Below are 17403 nucleotides of genomic sequence, written 5' to 3' on the forward strand. Positions count from 1 at the left end.
GGGGTCGGGCACGCTGGCCGACAGCGGCAGGCCCTGGCCGGGGTTGGTGCCCCAGGTGACGTACGGGCTCAGCGTGGCGGCGTCGAGGCGCACCTCGAGGTCGAAGACGGCCTCGTCGTCGCTGCGCAGGCGGGACCAGTCGGCCACGGCGGCGTCCCAGTCGGCCCCGGCAGGGGCGTGCGGTCGGCCCTGCAGGTAGTCGAACGTCGTCTGGTCCGGCGCGATCATGCCCGCGCGGGCGCCGGCCTCGATCGACATGTTGCAGACCGTCATCCGGGCCTCCATCGACAGCGCCTCGATGGTCGAGCCGCGGTACTCGATGACATAGCCCTGCCCGCCGCCGGTGCCGATCTTCGCGATCACGGCGAGCACGATGTCCTTGGCGGTGACCCCGTCGGGCAGCTCTCCGTCGACGGTCACGGCCATGGTCCGGAACGGCTTGAGCGGCAGGGTCTGCGTGGCGAGCACGTGCTCGACCTCGCTGGTGCCGATGCCGAAGGCCAGCGCCCCGAACGCACCATGGGTGGAGGTGTGGCTGTCCCCGCAGACGATGGTCATGCCCGGCTGGGTCAGCCCCAGCTGCGGGCCGACGACGTGGACGATGCCCTGGTCGACGTCGCCCATGGGGTAGAGCCGGACGCCGAACTCCTCGCAGTTACGACGCAGCGTCTCGACCTGGGTGCGGCTGACCGGGTCCGTGATCGGGCCGGGCGTCGTCGGGACGTTGTGATCCTCGGTGGCCAGGGTCAGGTCGGGGCGGCGCACCGTGCGGTCCTCGAGCCGAAGCCCGTCGAAGGCCTGGGGGCTGGTGACCTCGTGGAGCAGGTGGAGGTCGATGTAGAGGAGGTCGGGCTCCCCCTCGGCCCGGCGCACGACGTGCTCATCCCAGACCTTCTCGGCCAACGTGCCTGCCATCGAACCAACCTCCGTCTGACCGGTGCAGCGAGCCACTCTGCGCGCCTGCTCCATGCAGGCTGACGCACTTTCCGGACCCACGAACTTGCGTCTCAGGCACTGAGACGGCAATATCAGGACATGGACAACTCTAGCGGAGTCGGCGTTCTCGACAAGGCCGCGATCGTTCTGGGCGCCCTCGAGGCCGGACCGTCGACCCTCGCGCAGCTCGTCGGGGCCACCGGCCTGGCCCGACCCACCGCCCACCGGCTCGCCGTCGCCCTCGAGCACCACCGGCTCGTCACCCGTGACATGCAGGGCCGCTTCGTGCTCGGCCCGCGCCTCGGCGAGCTCGCTGCCGCCGCCGGCGAGGACCGGCTGCTTGCCGCCGCAGGCCCGGTGCTCGGGGCGCTGCGCGACCACACCAACGAGAGCGCCCAGCTCTTCCGCCGCCAGGGCGACCAGCGCATCTGCGTCGCCGCCGCCGAGCGCCCGATGGGCCTGCGCGACTCCATCCCGGTCGGCGCCAGCCTGTCGATGCTGGCCGGCTCGGCTGCCCAGGTGCTGCTCGCCTGGGAGGAGCCGGACCGGCTGCACCGCGGGCTGCAGGGCGCCAAGTTCACCGCCACCACGCTGTCGGGCGTGCGCCGCCGCGGCTGGGCCCAGAGCGTCGGCGAGCGCGAGCCGGGGGTCGCCTCGGTGTCCGCCCCGGTCCGCGGGCCCTCGGGCCGGGTCGTCGCCGCCGTGTCCATCTCCGGCCCGATCGAGCGCGTCTCCCGCCAGCCCGGCCGGCTGCACGCCGCGACCGTCGTCGCCGGCGCCAACAAGCTCACCGAGGTCCTGCGGCGGGCCCACGCCGCCCAGCAGGCGGCCCAGCAGCAGGGCGCCTGAGCCGCCCCGCGGATAACCGTTCGCGTGCGGCCGGAGGAGCCGGTCACCATGCCGACATGACCGAGCTCGTCCGGCCGCACGTGCGCTACCACCACTCCTTCCTCGACGCCGCCCGCGAGCTCGAGGCCGAGGGCAACGGCGCCTACCTCGAGCTGCGCCGCCACCCGCTGCCGACCCTGCAGGGCGAGGCGGGCTTCGCGGCGTACGTCCGGGAGCTGCTGGCCAGGGCCTGGCCCGGCACCCCACGTCCGGCCGACCACGTGCCGGACACGGTCCTGTGGGTGGTGGACGGCGAGCGGATGCTCGGCCGTGTCTCCATCCGGCACTCCCTGACCCCGTTCCTGCTCGAGGAGGGCGGCCACATCGGGTATGCCGTGCGGCCGTCCGACCGCCGCCAGGGGCATGCGACCGCCGCACTCGGGCTCGCCCTGGTGGTGGCCCACGACCTCGGTATCGACCCCGCCCTGGTGACCTGCGACGAGGACAACACCGCCTCCCGGCTCGTGATCGAGCGCAACGGCGGCCGGCTGCAGGACGTGCGCGCGGGCAAGCGTCGCTACTGGCTGGCGACCGGGGAGCACTGAGCGCAGTCCGCCCAACTCCGCTGGGTAGCCTTCGCCGCGTGAACGCCGTCGCCGACCTGCTGGACCGGGCCCGGGTGGCCCGCATCCGACGCGCCCTGCGGGACGGCGAGCGACCACAGCGGCTGGGCATCGTGCTCGACTGCAGCGAGCTGCGGGCCACGGCGCGCGAGGCGCTCGACGCCAGTGCGGCGTACCGCGCCGCCGCCGCGCACGCGGACGACCTGCTGGGCTGGTGCGAGGACTGGGACCTCGACCACCTGGCGCTCCAGGTGGTCACCGCGGACGTGCTGCGCCGGGGCCAGGCAGGGCAGGCCGGCTACCTGCGCGGCCTCGTCGAGACGGTCATCGCCGACACCGTTGCCGGACCTGGCGACAGCTGGCGACTGGAGGTCGCCGGCGACGTGAGCCTGCTCCCCAGCTCCACGATCGCGGCCCTGCGGCTGGCCGCCGCGCTCACCCGGGGGCGGCGACACGAGCTCACCATCTCGATCAGGCACCCGGGAGACCAGTCGGAGGCGCTGGAGGCGGCCGACCTCGTGCTCACGCCTCCACTGCCCCTCGGCCTGGCCGAGCGCGACCTGGCCGAGGCACTGCTGGACTGGTCCCGCGCCGAGGTCAGCCGCGCCGGCTGATCCCCGCCGAGAGGGACGTTCCTCGGGCTTGGCCCCCCGTCGAAACCCGAGGAACGTCCCTCTCGGCGCGAGGAAACGGGCACGACAAAAGCCGATCCCCACCCTGGTGACCAGAGCGGGGATCGGCTGTGCTGGTAGCCCCGACGGGATTCGAACCCGCGCTACCGCCTTGAGAGGGCGGCGTGCTAGGCCGCTACACAACGGGGCCCTAGCTGGTTGCTGTCCTTCACGCTTCCGCGCTCTGCAACCGGTGGAAACCTTACCGAAGGGTCAGGATTTCTCCGAATCGCGTCCGACCGTCTCCGACCGGACAACAGCGCTGGGGTACCAGGACTCGAACCTAGACTAACTGAACCAGAATCAGTCGTGCTGCCAATTACACCATACCCCAAGGGGGTATCCCGGCCGGCTTCCCCGAGGGGCTTCCGGACCGCGATCCGGGGGTGAACATTACCGGGCGCCGGCCCCGGTTCCCAAATCGGCCTCGCGCGCCGCCAGGAGCGGCCCCACCTCGGCCAGCGAGGACACCCGCGGGCCGTCCCACCGGTGCCGCGCGTCGCTCCCCGCCGGGCGGTCGCCGTCGCGGGCCAGCCACACGGCATACAGGCCGGCGGCGCGCGCCCCGAAGGCATCCACCTCCACGTCGTCCCCGATGTATGCCGTGCCGGCAGGCTCGCTGCCGAGCAGCGAGCAGGCGTGCGCGAAGACGCGCGGGTCCGGCTTGCCGAAACCCAGGTCGTCAGTGGTCACGACGACCTCGAAGCGGTCCAGCAGGCCAGCGAGACGCAGCTTCTCGGCGGTGTAGGCGGCGCCGGAGTTCGTGAGCACGCCCACCGGCCAGCCGTGCCCCTTGGCACGCTGCAGCAGCAAGGTGACGTCGGCGAAGGCACGCAGGTGGTCGGCGAAGGCCGGCGCATAGGCGGCCTCGAACCGGCCGTGGGTGTCGTCGAGGTGGTCGAGCCCCAGGTGCTCGGCCAGGTCGGTCACGCGGGCGCGCCGCATCGCCGTGAAGTCGAGCTCGCCTCGGGTGTAGGCGCCGAACAGGCCCTGAGGGTCGGCCCGGAAGCGTCGGGCCGCGGCATCGTGCAGGTCCGGACCGGCCTGCGGCCACAGCGCGGCGGCCGCCGTCCTGCCCGCCGCGATCATCGCGGCGGTGCTGTCGACGAGGGTGTCGTCGAGGTCGAGCAGGACGGCGACCACGCGCGTCAGAGCGTGGCGCGCAGGCGGCGCAGCCGCGCCAGGGTCGACTCGCGGCCGAGGATCTCCATGGACTCGAACAGCGGCGGGCTGATCCGCTGCCCCGAGACCGCGGTGCGCAGCGGGCCGAAGGCGAACTTCGGCTTCAGGCCCAGACCGTCCACGAGTGCGGCACGCAGGGCGGCCTCCAGGTCGGCGGCCTTCCACTCCCCGACGGCCTCCAGCGCCTTGGTGCCGGCCTCGAGCACCTCACCGGCGTCGTCCTTGAGCTGGGCGCGCGCATCGTCGGCGACCTCGACGGCATCGTCGGCGACGTAGAACGGCCCGACGAGGGCGGCCGCCTCGGACAGCATGGCCATCCGCGTCTGGATCAGCTCGGTCACCGCCCGCAGCGTGGCCATCTGCTCCGGGCTCGGCGCGTCCGGCAGCACGCCCGCGGACCGCAGGTGCGGCAGCAGCCGGGCGGCGAGGTCCTCGACGGTGAGCTTGCGGATGTAGACACCGTTGAGCCACTCGAGCTTCTTGAGGTCGAAGATCGGGCCGACCGGGTTGACCTTGGACCAGGCGAACCGCGCGGAGAAGTCGTCGAAGTCGAAGACCTCGACGTCGTTGCCCTCCTCGTCCTGCACCGGCGGGTAGGCCAGCAGCGCAAGGAAGTTGACCAGTGCCTCGGGCAGGTAGCCCTGCTCCTGGAACCACGTCAGGCGCGCCGCGGGGTTCTTGCGCTTGGATATCTTGGACTTGTCGGTGTTGCGCAGCAGCGGCATGTGCGCGAACGCCGGCGCCTCCAGGCCCAGCCACCGGTGGAGCAGCACGTGCTTGGGCGTGGAGCTGATCCACTCCTCACCGCGCACCACGTGGGTGATGCCCATCTCGTGGTCGTCGACGACGACGGCGAGGTGGTAGGTCGGGAAGCCGTCGGCCTTGAGGATGACCTGGTCGTCCGGGCGCGGGGCGCTGACCTGGCCGCGGATGAGGTCGGTGAAGGTGAGCTCGACGTCGTCGGGGATGAGCATCCGCACGACCGGCGTCTCGGTGAAGCCGGGCAGCTCCGCGCGCTCCTCACGTGTCTTGCCGTGGCAGAGCCGGTCGTAGCCCGTGGGCAGCTTGCGGCGCTGCTGCTCGTCGCGCATGTCCTTGAGCCGCTCGGTTGAGCACCAGCAGTGGTAGGCCTTGCCCTCGGCAAGCAACCGGTCGACATACGGCTGGTAGGTCTCCAGCCGCTCGGACTGGCGGTAGGGAGCGTAGGGGCCGCCGATGTCCGGGCCCTCGTCCCAGGTCAGGCCCAGCCAGCGCAGCGTGTCGAAGACCTGCTGCTCGCTGTCCTCACGGAAGCGTGCGCGGTCGGTGTCCTCGATGCGGAGCACGAACTGGCCACCCTGCTGCCGGGTGAAGCCGAGGTTGAACAGCGACATGTAGGCCGTGCCGACGTGGGGGTCACCGGTCGGGGACGGCGCGACGCGCGTGCGGACAGGACGGGAGGAGGGCGTATCGCTCATGATGGTCCGATTCTAGGTGCCGGGCGTGCAGGGCTCGGGCGCTCAGCCGCGGCGGACGAAGGGGTTGGACAGGGCGCCGATGCCTTCGATCTCGACCTCGACGCGCTGCCCCGTCTCGACCGGGCCGACCCCTGCGGGCGTGCCGGTGAGGATCACGTCGCCGGGCAGCAGCGTGAACGCCTGCGAGGCGTAGGACACCAGCGTCGCCACGTCGTGGACCATGTCGCCGGTCGTGCCGTCCTGCACGACCTCGCCGTCGAGCCGGGTCACCAGGGACAGGTCGCTGGTGTCGAGCTCGGTCTGGATCCACGGCCCGAGCGGGCAGAACGTGTCGAAGCCCTTGGCGCGGGACCACTGCCCGTCGGACTTCTGCAGGTCGCGGGCGGTCACGTCGTTGGCGCAGGTGTAGCCGTAGACGACGTCCTTGACCTGGTCGGGGGCGATGTCCTTGCAGATCCGGCCGATGACGACGGCGAGCTCGCCCTCGTAGTGCACGTTGCTGCTCTGCCGCGGCATGACCACCGGGTCGCCGGGGCCGACGACGGCGGTGTTGGGGATGAGGAACATCAGCGGCTCGGCCGGCGCCTCACTGCCCATCTCGGCGGCGTGGTCGGCGTAGTTCTTGCCGATCCCGATCACCTTGCTGCGCGGGATGACCGGCGCCAGCAGCCGCACGTCCTCGAGCGGGACGCGGTTGCCCGTGAAGACGACGGCCTGGTACATCGGGTCGCCCTGGATCTCCAGCACCACCTCCTGACCCGGCTCGCCCTCGACGACGCCGAAGGTCGGGTCCTCACCTGTCGTGTATCTCGCGATGCGCACGTGCCGAGGCTACCGGTGGCGCCACGTACCCTTGACTCCCGTGGTCGGGCAGGTGATGGAGCAGGCGCAGTGGCGCGCCCGGGAGTCGGCACACCACGACCGGGTCGACGCGGCCACCGCCGCCCACCTGCAGCGACGCCACGAGGGACGCAAGCACCCGGTCAACGACTTCCTGTGGACCTACTACTCCCACCGTCCCGCCCAGCTGCGCCGGTGGCACCCGGGTGCCGGGGTCGCGTTGACCGGCGCGGCAGAGCGCGCGGGCTGGAAGCACTACCGGTATGACGGTCGCGCGGCGTCCGTGGACCTGCCCACCTTCCTGGCCGCGCGCGGTGACACGGTCCGCTTCGTCCGCGACCTGCTCGCGGCGACGGCCGCACGGCCGGCGCACCTGGGCTGCTTCGGGCTGCACGAGTGGGCGATGGTCTACCGGCTCACGCCCGAGCAGGTGCGCCACGCCGACTGGCCGCTGCGGCTGGGGGCGAGGGGCACGGACGAGGTCGTCGAGGCCCACCAGGTCCGGTGCTCCCACTTCGACGCGTTCCGGTTCTTCACGCCCCCGGCGCGGCCGCTGAACGCGGTGGCGCCCACCCGCGATACCCAGTCCTCGCTGGAGCAGCCGGGCTGCCTGCACGCCAACATGGATCTCTACAAGTGGGCCTACAAGCTGTCCCCGCTCGCCCCCAGCGAGCTGGTCATGGACTGCTTCGAGCTGGCGCGGGAGGTGCGCGAGCTGGACATGCGCGCGGCGCCGTACGACCTGGCCGACCTCGGCTACGAGCCGGTGCGGGTCGAGACGCCCGCGGGCAAGCAGGAGTACGTCGCCGCGCAGCGCGGCTTCACGACGCGCGCCCAGGTGCTGCGCCGGCGCCTGGTCGAGGTCTGTGACGCGGCGCTGGCCGCCTGAGCGCCTCAGTCCCCGGTGTCGGTCGCGCTGTCGTCGAGGTAGAGGCAGAAGGGGTGACCGGCGGGGTCGAGCATGACGCGGACGGTCTCCTGGGGCTGGAACCGAGCGAGTTCCGCACCGGCGCTGAGCGCGTGCGCCACGGCCTCGTCGAGGTCGTCGACCTCCAGGTCGAGGTGCATGGACATCTGCGGGTCGCCCTCCCCCGCCGGCCACACCGGCCGCACGTAGCCCGCGTCGGTCTGGAAGGCGAGGTTGTAGCCGGCGTCCTTCGACGGGGCGACGGTGGCCCAGCCCGGGTCGTCCGCGAAGACCTGCCAGCCCAGCAGGTCGGCGTAGAAGCGGGCCAGTGCCCGGGCGTCCCGGGTGTCCAGCACCACGCCGAACCAGGTCTTCGTCGTCCGCAGCGGCATGCGCCCACGCTGCCACGCGCGTCCGCCGGGCTCCACCCGAACGGGGCCAGACCCGCGTGGCGGAGGCGGGCAGGGGCCGGTGAACCTACGGTGGGGTCATGGACGCGGCGACCTTCCCGCAGCTGACCACCCGGGACCTCGACGGGCGTGAGGTCCTGCTCCCGGCCGGCCTGCCCGGCGAGCTCACCGTGGTGCTCGTGGCCTTCCGCCGGTCCCACCAGGCGCTGGTCGACTCGTGGGTGCCGTGGCTGGAGGCTCGGATGGCCACGGACTCCCGCCTGCGGGTGGTGGAACTGCCGGTCCTCGCCCTGCACTGGGCGCCGGGGCGCGGGGCGATCGACGGCGGCATGGCGGCGGCGATCCCGGACCGGGCGGTGCGGCGGCGGACGCTCACCACCTACACCGACGTCCGCCGGGTGACGGCCGCCCTCGGCATCGCGGACCGCGAGACCATCACCGTGTGCCTCGTCGACCGGACCGGTCGGGTGTGGTGGAAGGGCTCGGGCGGGTTCGACCGTGCCAAGGTGGCGGCGCTCGAGGCCGCCATGCCTGACGACCTCGACGGCACCGGCTCGCTCCCGGGCGTGGAGCAGTTCGGCTTCGACTTCGACCCGCGGTTCCGGCTGGTGCTGGCCGCCGTCGGCGCCACCCCCACCACCTCGCACGTCACCGTCGCGCCGGAGCGGGTCCTCGCCTTCCTGGGCCCGTGGTCGGTCTCGATGCACCCGCAGGACATCCGCGACGTGACCGTCACCGGGCCCTACCACTGGTATCGCGGGATCGGCGTGCGCCTGTCCGTCTCCGACCGGGGGCTGACCTTCGGGACGACCTACGCGCGTGGCGTCTGCCTGACCTTCCACACCCCCGTGCGCGGCCCGCTGCCCCTGCTGCGCCACCCCAACCTGACGCTGACGGTGGCCGAGCCGGAACGGTTCGCCGCGTCGGTGCGGCGGGCGGCGGGACTGGCCTGAGGCCCGGCAAAGACCGTCCCGCTCCGGTGGTTCCGACGGCACGCGGGCCCGGCGTAGCCTGCACGAGAGCCCCGCTGCCGTCCGGAGGGGGAGCCCGATGAGGAACATCGTCCGACTGGCCATCACCATGGTGGCGGTCACCGCCCTGGCGATCTACGGGCCGGCGAAGGTCCCGGCCTCGGCGGGGGCGATGTCGGTCGGGGTCGTGCCGCACGGACCGCCCGGGAGCTGGACGCTCGCCTGGTCCGACGAGTTCAGCGGCAGCAGCGTCGACCTGCACAAGTGGCAGCCGAACTGGCTGGGCGTGACCAATGCGTCGAGCACGCCGCCGGTCAACACCGCGGAGCTGTCCTGCTACGACCCGCACCAGGTCACCGTCTCCGGGGGCGCACTGCACCTGGCCGCCGTCAGGCGCTCCTGCCTGGGGTGGCAGTACGCCTCCGGCCTGGTCAACACGAGGGGGACGTTCCAGTTCACCTACGGCTATGCCGAGGCACGGATGTTCCTGCCGCACACCGCGTCAGGGGCCTGCACCAACTGGCCCGCGTTCTGGCTCAACGGCTACGACGGCAACCCCATCGAGGAGGTCGACGTCATGGAGTGCCTGCAGGGCGACGTCCAGTGGGTCTACCACTACGCCGGCTACACCAAGCGGGTGATCCACCTGTCCCCCGCGTGGCACCAGAGGATGCCGCGGACCCCCTCCGGCTGGCACACGTTCGGTGTCGACTGGGAACCGGGCTCGCTGACCTTCTACTTCGACGGCGTGTCCCAGGGCAGGACCGCCCAGTCGGCAACCCATCCCCACTACGTCATCGCCAACCTGGCGCTGTCGACCGTCATCTCGCCCCCGGTCCGGGTGCCGCAGACGGTTGGCGTCGACTACGTCAGGGTCTTCAAGAAGAAGTGACCGAGTCGGACGCGGCACGCGCCCACCTTCCGTCAGGACGTCGAAACTCAAGAAATCCTCAAGATCCGGCCGCCATCCGTCGCAGATTCTGTACCTCGGGCCCGGTTCTTTGTACTTTCGGGGCGATCTGCTGACCAATCCTTGACGAAAACGAGGGGATCGCCATGGGCACCGCCACGATCACGCAGCCGACCGACCGCGAGCGGCTCGACATGGTCATTCGCAAGGCCTCGCAGTGGGCCACGAACCTGCGAGCCAGCGCCGAGCGCGCCAAGGGCGAGCCTCACCACTACTCGGCACTCATGGCGCGCATCGAGGACATCGAGACGCTCCTGGCCTATGCCGACGGTCGCGAGGACAGTCGCATCAGCGCCTACCACTCGGCCCGGGCCGGCATCGTCGGCGGAGTGCTCTGAGCGAGCCCAGCCGGATCCCCGAGGTCACGCGGCCGCGGCCGGCGGCCCCTGGGGTGAGCGCACCTCGACCTGCTCCTCCGAGGGCATCAGGATCCACAGGATCGGGTAGACCAGGACCTGGCTGCCCGGGATGACCATGAGCAGCAGGACGAACAGCAGCCGGGCCGGCCACGGCGCGATGCCGAACCGGCGGCCGAGGCCGGCGCAGACGCCGCCCAGCACTCGTCCCTCCCGTGGCCGGACCAGGCCCTGCCGGGCGAAGCTCTGCTGGATCTCGTTCATGGGTGACGCACTTCCTTCTCCGCTGGTGCGCCGGGGGCCCTCCCCGACTCCTCCAGAGTGCGCCCATGGGCGGCGACGCGACATCGGGACCGCCCCTGACCCGACCCCGAGCCGACCCTGAGAGCCCAGCCCGACCTCCCCACCGACCACCGCGCGGGCCGGCGGCTCAGCGCACCGGGATGGCCTGACGCAGCAGGCCGTAGGTGACGCCGTCGACGAGCGCGATCCAGCTTGCCTCGACGATGTTCGGCGCCACTCCCACCGTCTCCCACGACGTCGACCCGTCGGAGGTCTCGATGAGCACGCGGGTGACCGCGTCGGTGCCATGGGCGGCGTCGAGGATGCGCACCCGGAAGTCGATCAGCTCCAGCTTGTCCAGCTCGGGGTAGGCCCCGGACAGGGCCTGGCGCAGGGCGTGGTCGAGGGCGTTGACCGGACCGTTGCCTTCGCCGGTGGCGACCACCCGGTCACCCCCGGCGACCAGCTTGACCGTGGCCTCGGAGACGGCCTCGCCCGCGTCGCGGGAGTCGGTGATGACCCGCCAGGACTCGACGTCGAAGTAGCTCAGCCGCTCCCCCTCGACCTCGGCGCGCAGCAGCAGCTCGAAGGAGGCGTCCGCGGCGTCGAAGGTGTAGCCGCGCAGCTCGAGGTCCTTGACCTTCTCGACCACCCGGCTGAGCAGCTCGGTCTCACCGGACAGGTCGTAGCCGAGCTCGCGCCCCTTGAGCTCGATGCTGGCGCGGCCGGCCATGTCGGAGACCAGCATCCGCATGTCGTTGCCCACCGCCATCGGGTCGGTGTGCTGGTAGAGGTCGGCGTCGATGCGGATCGCGCTGGCGTGCAGCCCGGCCTTGTGCGCGAAGGCGCTGGCCCCGACGTACGGCTGGCGGCTGTAGGGCGGGACGTTGGTGACCTCGCTGATGGCGTGGGCGATCCGGGTCGCCTCGCGCAGCCGTTGCTCGGGGACGATCGCCCGGCCGAGCTTGAGCTGCAGGTTGCTCACCACGGTGAGCAGGTCGGCGTTGCCGGTCCGCTCGCCGTAGCCGTTGATGGTGCCCTGCACGTGCGTGGCCCCGGCGGCGACCGCGGCCAAGGAGTTGGCCACCGCGCAGCCGGTGTCGTTGTGGCAGTGGATGCCCAGACGCGCCTGCGTGCCGGCCAGCGCGTCGGCGACGACGTCGCCGACCTGGGGCGGGAGCATCCCCCCGTTGGTGTCGCACAGGGCGACCACCTCGGCGCCGGCCTCGGCGGCGGTGCGCAGCACCTCCAGGGCGTAGTCGCGGTCGGCCAGGTAGCCGTCGAAGAAGTGCTCTGCGTCGAGGAACACCCGCCGTCCCTCGCCGTGCAGGAAGGCGACCGTGTCGCGCACCATCGCGAGGTTCTCCGCCAGCGTCGTGCGCAGCGCGGTCTCCACGTGCCGGACGTGCGACTTGGCGACCAGGGTGACCACCGGCGCCCCGGAGTCGAGCAGCGCCCGCACCATCGGGTCGTCCGCCGCGACCGTGCCGGCGCGCCGGGTCGAGCCGAAGGCGGCCAGGGTGGCGTTGCGCAGCGAGAGCTCCCGCTGGGCGAGGGCGAAGAACTCGGTGTCCTTGGGGTTGGCGCCGGGCCAGCCGCCCTCGATGAAGCCGACACCGAGCTCGTCGAGGTGGCGCGCGATGTCGAGCTTGTCGGCGACGGAGAGGTTGAGCCCCTCCTGCTGCGCACCGTCGCGCAGCGTGGTGTCGTAGACGTGCAGGTCGGTCATCGTCGGCCCCATCTCAGGTCACTGCGCGGTGCGGTCGTGCCGGCGCCCCGGGGCGCCGCCCGTGTCATCCATGGTCGTCCATCTCGGGAGCGTCACCGGGACGGGGTGGTGCCCGGTAACGAAAAAGACCCCCCAGGGTGTGGGAGGTCTGCGCGGCGGGAGGTGTCCCGTCGCGCTAGCCGAGAATGATGGTGGCGGTGGCCACTGCCGTCCAGGTGCTCATGACAAGGCTCAGGGTGCCACGGCCCATCCGGATCGTGGCACCACGTCTCGCCATCTGGTCCGCTCCGCCGGACGTCCCGGGAGCGGTCCCTCGCGCGTCCGCCGGCCGACCCGTCCCTGCTCCCCCACGCGTTCTGGCGGGTGCACGGATTTCGGACCGTCGTTGTGCTGTACTACTTTCGGGCTGTGGGGAGGCGCAAGGAGCGAGGAGTCGCCCCGTGAGGTTGGGGAGATGAGTTGGCGCCGCGAGTGCTGGTGGTGGAGAACGACCCGGACATCCGGGAGCTGCTGCTGTTCAAGCTGGGCCTGGCCGGCTTCGGGGTGGACGCCGTCGCGGACGGCCACGCTGCCTGGCTGCACCTGAGCACCCATGAGGTGCCGTCCCTGGTCATCCTCGACCGGCACATGCCGGTCATGGGCGGCATCGAGGTCCTGACGAGGATCCGGGCCGACTCGCGGCTGAGCGCTGTCCCGGTCCTCATGCTGTCCGGCGCCGCCCGCGAGGTGGACGTCGACGAGGGGTTCACCGCCGGTGCCAGCGACTACGTCACGAAGCCGTTCAGCCCGCGCGAGATCATCCGCCGCGCGAACGTCCTGATCGCCCGCCAAGAGGCACTCGAGGGCGCGTCGGCCTAGGCCGCCGTCCGGACCGGCTCCGGTAGGCCGGCGGCCGGGCCCGCTCAGCCCCTCACCGCCCGGTCGCGGCACTCCTGCACCAGCGCCTCGAACAGCCGCGGGTCGGCGCCCGCCTCGGGGTGCCACTGGACGGCGATCCGGAAGCGGGCGCGGGGATCCTCCATCGCCTCCAGCGTGCCGTCCCCCGCCCACGCGGACGGCACGTAGCCCGGGTGCTCCAGCACCGACTGGTGGTGGTAGGTCGGCACGTCCACCGCCGTGCCCAGGATCGCGGCGAGCCGTGTCCCGGCCACGGTGGTCACCGGGTGCGAGCCGTAGACCCCCGGCGCCGGAGAGTGCTCGTCGTGGCCGACCCGGTCCGGCACGTGCTGCTCGAGGTGTCCGCCGGCCGCCACCGCCATGACCTGCATGCCCCGGCAGATGCCCAGCACCGCGACGTCCTGCTCCGCCGAGGCACGCGCGAGCGCCAGCTCGAGGGCGTCCCGGTCGGGCCGCCCCGGCTGCACGCCCGGGTGCGGCTGCGCGGCATACCGGCTGGGCTCGACATCTGCACCCCCGGCGAGGATGAGGCCGTCGAGGCGCGAGAGCACCGCGCGGGCCAGCTCGTCGTCGGCGTCGAGACGGGGTGGGACCAGCAGCGCGATCCCGCCGGCCGCCTCGACCTTGGTGACGTAGTCCTGCGGCAGCAGGGCGCTGGGCACGTCCGTCCAGTCGCCCCGCGTGGCCGGCTCGACGTAGCAGGTGATGCCGATGACGGGTCGGAACGCCTCACCCATGCTCACACCGGGGTGACGTACGCGCCGGAGATGCCGCCGTCGACGAGGAAGGACGAGGCCGTGATGAAGCTCGACTCGTCGCTGGCGAGGAACAGCACCGCGTTGGCGATCTCCTCCGGCTCGGCGAACCGTCCCGTCGGGATGTGCACGAGACGCCGCGCGGCACGCTCGGGGTCCTTGGCGAACAGCTCCTGCAGCAACGGGGTGTTCACCGGCCCCGGACACAGCGCGTTGACCCGCACACCCTCGCGCGCGAACTGCACGCCGAGCTCGCGCGACATCGACAGCACCCCGCCCTTGCTGGCGGTGTAGGAGATCTGCGACGTGGCCGCGCCCATGACCGCCACGAACGAGGCGGTGTTGATGATCGAGCCGCGCTTCTGCTCCAGCATGTAGGGCAGCGCCGCCTTGCAGCACAGGTAGACGCTGGTGAGGTTGACCTCCTGCACCCGGCGCCACGCCTCGAGGTCGGTGGTGAGGATCGAGTCGTCCTCCGGCGGGGAGATGCCGGCGTTGTTGAAGGCCACGTCGACGCTGCCCCAGGTGTCCCGGGCCGTCCGGAACAGCGTCTCGACGTCACCGGCGTCGGTCACGTCGCAGCGCACGAACGTGCCTCCGACCTCCTTGGCCACCCCGGGGCCGACGCTCTCGTCGAGGTCGCCGATGACGACCCTGGCGCCCTCCCGGGCGAACCGCCGCACCGTCGCCAGGCCGATGCCGCTGCAACCCCCGGTGACGACGGCGACCTTGCCCTCGAGCCTGCCTGTCATGGTCCTGCCTCTCAGAAGTCGTTGGTGCTGCTCAGGATTCGGTGGAGATGAAGACGTTCTTGACCTCGGTGAACGCGTCGAGGGCATCCGGGCCGAGCTCGCGGCCCAGGCCCGACTGCTTGAACCCGCCGAACGGCGTGGAGTAGCGGACGCTGCTGTGCGAGTTGACCGACAGGTTGCCGGCCTCGACGGCCCGGGCCACCCGCAGCGCACGGCCGAGGTCGCGGGTCCAGATGGACCCGGACAGCCCGTATGCCGTGTCGTTGGCCTTCGCGACCGCGTCCGACTCGTCCTCGAACGGCATGACCGCCACCACGGGCCCGAAGACCTCCTCCTGCCAGACCGCGTCCTGCGTGGAGCGCGGGAGGACGACGGTGGCGGGGTACCAGTAGCCCTCCCCCGTGGGGGCCTCGCCGCGGAAGGCGACCTCGACCGGCTCGGGTGAGCCCTCGACGTACGAGCGGACCCGCTCCCGCTGGCCGGCGCTGACGAGCGGGCCCATCTGCGTGCTGTCCCGGCTCGGGTCGGCGACGACGACACCGCGGACCGCGGGCTCGAAGAGCTCCATGAACCGCTCGTAGACGCTGCGCTGCACCAGGATCCGGCTGCGGGCGCAGCAGTCCTGGCCGGCGTTGTCGAAGACGGCCATGGGGGCGGCCGCCGCTGCCTGCTCGAGGTCGGCGTCGGCGAAGACGATGTTGGCGCTCTTGCCGCCGAGCTCCAGCGTCACCCGTTTGACCTGGTCGGCGGCCCCTCGCATGATCCGCTGGCCGACCGCGGTGGACCCGGTGAAGCAGACCTTGCGCACGGCCGGGTGGGTGACGAACCGCTCCCCCACGACCGAGCCCTTGCCCGGGATGACCGTGAGCACCCCTTCGGGCAGCCCCGCCTCGAGGGCCAGCTCGGCCAGCCGCATCGCGGTCATCGGGGTGAGCTCGGCCGGCTTGAGCACGACGGTGTTGCCGGCCGCGAGCGCCGGCGCCATCCCCCAGCCCGCGATCGGCATGGGGAAGTTCCAGGGCACGATGATGCCCACGGTGCCCAACGGCTCCTTGAACGTCACGTCCAGACCCCCGGCCACCGGGATCTGCCGGCCGAAGAGCCGCTCCGGCGCGGCGGAGTAGTAGGCCAGCACGTCGCGCACGTTGCCGGCCTCCCAGCGGGCGTTGCCGATGGTGTGGCCGGCGTTGACGACCTCAAGGCCGGCGAGCTCCTCGAGGTGGGTGTCGACGACCTCGGCGAACCGGCGCAGCAGCCGCGCCCGGTCGGCTGGAGCCACCGCGCGCCAGGCCGGACCAGCGGCCTCGGCGCGGGCGATGGCGGCGTCGGTCTGCTCCAGACCGGCCAGCTCGATGGTGGTCACCCGCTCGCCGGTCGCAGGGTTGATGACGTCGTGGCGCTCGTCCACGGTGCTGTTGCTCATCGGTGCTCAGAGCCTCTCGAATCCTCGGATGCGTTCCCAGTCGGTGACGGCGGCGTTGAACGCCGCGAGCTCGACGTCCGCCGCGTGGACGTAGTGCTCGACCACGTCGTCGCCGAACGCCGCACGGGCGACCTCCGACGCCGCGAACAGGTCCCGCGCCTCGGCCAGGGTGGTCGGGACCCGGTCCTTGTCCGAGGTGTAGGCGTTGCCCTCGCACGGCGGCTCGAGCCAGATCTTCTCCCGCACGCCGTGCAGCCCTCCGGCCAGCATCGCGGCCACCGCCAGGTACGGGTTCACGTCCCCGCCCGGGACACGGTTCTCCACCCGCAGGCCCGCGCCGTGGCCGACCACCCGCAGGGCGCAGGTCCGGTTGTCCCGCCCCCACGCGACTGCCGTCGGGGCGAACGACCCCGGCTGGTACCGCTTGTAGGAGTTGATGTTCGGCGCGTACATCAGCGTCATCTCGCGCATCGTCACCTGCAGCCCGGCGACGAAGTGCTCGAACATCTCGCTGTAGCCGTGCGGCCGGGCGTCGTCGGCGAAGACGATCGAGCCGTCCTCGCCCCGCAGCGACAGGTGGATGTGGCAGGAGTTGCCCTCGCGCTCGTCGTACTTGGCCATGAAGGTCAGCGACTGCCCGTGGACGCCGGCGATCTCCTTGGCGGCGGTCTTGTAGACGGTGTGGTTGTCGCAGGTGCGCACGACGTCGTCGTAGAGGAAGGCGATCTCGTGCTGGCCCAGGTTGCACTCGCCCTTGGCGCTCTCGACGGTGACGCCCGCGGCATACATCTCGTTGCGGATCTCGCGCAGCAGCGGCTCGACCTTGGTGCCGCCGAGGATGGAGTAGTCGACGTTGTAGCGGTTGGCCCCGGTCAGCCCCTGGTAGCGGCGGTCCCAGGCCTGCTCGTAGGTGTCCTCGAAGACGATGAACTCCAGCTCGGTGCCGGCCAGCGCGACACACCCGAGCTCCGCCGCAGCCACAGCCTGCGCCTTGAGCACGGTCCGGGGAGACTGCCGCACCGGCCCGCTGCCGTCGAGCCAGGACAGGTCGCACTGCACCGTGGCCGAGTGCGGCTGGCCCGGGGTGCGCCGCAGCGTGCCCAGGTCGAGGTCGAACATCATGTCGCCGTAGCCGCGTTCCCAGGAGCTGATGGCGTAGCCGCCGACGGTGTTCATGTCGACGTCGACCGCGAGCATGTAGTTGCAGCCCTCGGTGCCGTGGCCGAGCACCCGATCGAGGAAGAACCGGCCGTGGATCCGCTTGCCCTGCAAGCGGCCCTGCATGTCGGTGAAGGCCGTGATGACCGTGTCGATGGCGCCGGACTCGATCTCGGCGCGCAGCTGGTCCACGGTCAGGGCGGGTGGTGCCGTCATGCTCTCTCCTCGTCGGTCGTGGCTGGGACGGCCAGTCGCC

General features: G+C 71.9%; 19 protein-coding genes and 2 tRNA genes. 8 read left to right on the forward strand and 13 right to left on the reverse strand.

All coding sequences use genetic code 11. The features are described from left to right. A partial coding sequence (locus tag VF825_RS02395; RefSeq protein WP_331109757.1) for a 3-isopropylmalate dehydratase large subunit occupies window positions 1–915 on the reverse strand: 915 nt, incomplete at its 3' end. 120 nt (window positions 916–1035) lie between these two features. Here VF825_RS02395 and VF825_RS02400 point away from each other — a divergent pair. Genes VF825_RS02400 through VF825_RS02410 form a run of 3 tightly spaced genes read left to right on the forward strand, consistent with a single transcriptional unit; the run spans window position 1036 to window position 3001 of the window. Then, window positions 1036–1785, forward strand: coding sequence for an IclR family transcriptional regulator (locus VF825_RS02400; RefSeq protein ID WP_141789020.1), 750 nt, complete (start codon window positions 1036–1038; stop codon window positions 1783–1785). Window positions 1786–1841: 56 nt separating this feature from the next. Next, on the forward strand, window positions 1842–2369 hold the full coding sequence (locus VF825_RS02405; protein WP_331109760.1) for a GNAT family N-acetyltransferase: 528 nt from the start codon (window positions 1842–1844) through the stop codon (window positions 2367–2369). 38 nt (window positions 2370–2407) lie between these two features. Next, window positions 2408–3001 (forward strand): undecaprenyl diphosphate synthase family protein, encoded by a 594-nt coding sequence (locus VF825_RS02410; protein ID WP_331109762.1) that lies wholly within the window; start codon window positions 2408–2410, stop codon window positions 2999–3001. A gap of 132 nt (window positions 3002–3133) precedes the next feature. Here VF825_RS02410 and VF825_RS02415 read toward each other — a convergent pair. The 5 genes from VF825_RS02415 to VF825_RS02435 all read right to left on the reverse strand — a co-directional run bounded on the left by VF825_RS02415 (window position 3134) and on the right by VF825_RS02435 (window position 6519). Beyond that, window positions 3134–3209: transfer RNA gene (locus VF825_RS02415), tRNA-Glu, on the reverse strand. 111 nt (window positions 3210–3320) lie between these two features. Next, window positions 3321–3392 (reverse strand) — tRNA-Gln (locus VF825_RS02420). Between the two features lie 59 nt (window positions 3393–3451). After that, window positions 3452–4201: an HAD family hydrolase gene (locus VF825_RS02425; protein ID WP_331109764.1), complete on the reverse strand. Its 750-nt coding sequence runs from the start codon at window positions 4199–4201 to the stop codon at window positions 3452–3454. Between the two features lie 5 nt (window positions 4202–4206). Continuing rightward, window positions 4207–5697, reverse strand: a complete 1491-nt coding sequence (gene gltX / locus VF825_RS02430) for a glutamate--tRNA ligase (RefSeq protein ID WP_331109766.1) — start codon at window positions 5695–5697, stop codon at window positions 4207–4209. Between the two features lie 42 nt (window positions 5698–5739). Continuing rightward, window positions 5740–6519: a fumarylacetoacetate hydrolase family protein gene (locus VF825_RS02435; RefSeq protein ID WP_331109768.1), complete on the reverse strand. Its 780-nt coding sequence runs from the start codon at window positions 6517–6519 to the stop codon at window positions 5740–5742. 55 nt (window positions 6520–6574) lie between these two features. On the opposite strand from VF825_RS02435, the gene VF825_RS02440 reads away from it, so the two are divergent. Further along, window positions 6575–7426: a 3-methyladenine DNA glycosylase gene (locus VF825_RS02440; protein ID WP_331109853.1), complete on the forward strand. Its 852-nt coding sequence runs from the start codon at window positions 6575–6577 to the stop codon at window positions 7424–7426. 5 nt (window positions 7427–7431) lie between these two features. Here the strand turns inward: VF825_RS02440 and VF825_RS02445 are convergent, their stop codons facing one another. Further along, window positions 7432–7836 carry a VOC family protein gene (locus tag VF825_RS02445; protein ID WP_331109770.1) on the reverse strand — a complete coding sequence of 135 codons (405 nt, stop codon included), beginning with the start codon at window positions 7834–7836 and terminating at the stop codon, window positions 7432–7434. 98 nt (window positions 7837–7934) lie between these two features. Here VF825_RS02445 and VF825_RS02450 point away from each other — a divergent pair, with 98 nt between their 5' ends. The 3 genes from VF825_RS02450 (at window position 7935) to VF825_RS02460 (ending at window position 10133) form a co-directional block, all read left to right on the forward strand. Next, entirely contained in the window at window positions 7935–8807 is an 873-nt protein-coding gene (locus VF825_RS02450; protein WP_331109772.1) for a hypothetical protein, read from the forward strand. Window positions 8808–8904: 97 nt separating this feature from the next. Then, entirely contained in the window at window positions 8905–9717 is an 813-nt protein-coding gene (locus VF825_RS02455; protein ID WP_331109774.1) for a glycoside hydrolase family 16 protein, read from the forward strand. 164 nt (window positions 9718–9881) lie between these two features. Then, window positions 9882–10133, forward strand: a complete 252-nt coding sequence (locus VF825_RS02460; protein ID WP_331109776.1) for a hypothetical protein — start codon at window positions 9882–9884, stop codon at window positions 10131–10133. 24 nt (window positions 10134–10157) lie between these two features. On the opposite strand, the gene VF825_RS02465 is transcribed toward VF825_RS02460, so the two are convergent. Then, the gene (locus VF825_RS02465; protein WP_331109778.1) at window positions 10158–10415 is read right to left on the reverse strand and encodes a PspC domain-containing protein; all 258 of its coding nucleotides are present in this window, start codon (window positions 10413–10415) and stop codon (window positions 10158–10160) included. Window positions 10416–10581: 166 nt separating this feature from the next. Continuing rightward, window positions 10582–12162 carry a citramalate synthase gene (gene cimA, locus VF825_RS02470; RefSeq protein ID WP_331109780.1) on the reverse strand — a complete coding sequence of 527 codons (1581 nt, stop codon included), beginning with the start codon at window positions 12160–12162 and terminating at the stop codon, window positions 10582–10584. A gap of 459 nt (window positions 12163–12621) precedes the next feature. On the opposite strand from cimA, the gene VF825_RS02475 reads away from it, so the two are divergent. Then, the gene (locus VF825_RS02475) at window positions 12622–13020 is read left to right on the forward strand and encodes a response regulator (RefSeq protein ID WP_331109782.1); all 399 of its coding nucleotides are present in this window, start codon (window positions 12622–12624) and stop codon (window positions 13018–13020) included. 44 nt (window positions 13021–13064) lie between these two features. Here the strand turns inward: VF825_RS02475 and VF825_RS02480 are convergent, their stop codons facing one another. The 4 genes from VF825_RS02480 to VF825_RS02495 are packed head-to-tail and all read right to left on the reverse strand — an operon-like array spanning window position 13065 to window position 17363. After that, window positions 13065–13796 carry a gamma-glutamyl-gamma-aminobutyrate hydrolase family protein gene (locus VF825_RS02480; protein ID WP_331109785.1) on the reverse strand — a complete coding sequence of 244 codons (732 nt, stop codon included), beginning with the start codon at window positions 13794–13796 and terminating at the stop codon, window positions 13065–13067. Window positions 13797–13798: 2 nt separating this feature from the next. Continuing rightward, window positions 13799–14566, reverse strand: a complete 768-nt coding sequence (locus VF825_RS02485) for a 3-oxoacyl-ACP reductase (protein ID WP_331109787.1) — start codon at window positions 14564–14566, stop codon at window positions 13799–13801. Between the two features lie 31 nt (window positions 14567–14597). Beyond that, window positions 14598–15989: an aldehyde dehydrogenase family protein gene (locus VF825_RS02490; RefSeq protein ID WP_331109789.1), complete on the reverse strand. Its 1392-nt coding sequence runs from the start codon at window positions 15987–15989 to the stop codon at window positions 14598–14600. Between the two features lie 6 nt (window positions 15990–15995). Continuing rightward, window positions 15996–17363, reverse strand: a complete 1368-nt coding sequence (locus tag VF825_RS02495) for a glutamine synthetase family protein (protein WP_331109791.1) — start codon at window positions 17361–17363, stop codon at window positions 15996–15998. Window positions 17364–17403 lie beyond the last annotated feature (40 nt).

The organism is Oryzihumus sp., assembly GCF_036391795.1.
In the GTDB taxonomy this organism is placed as follows: Bacteria; Actinomycetota; Actinomycetes; order Actinomycetales; family Dermatophilaceae; genus Oryzihumus.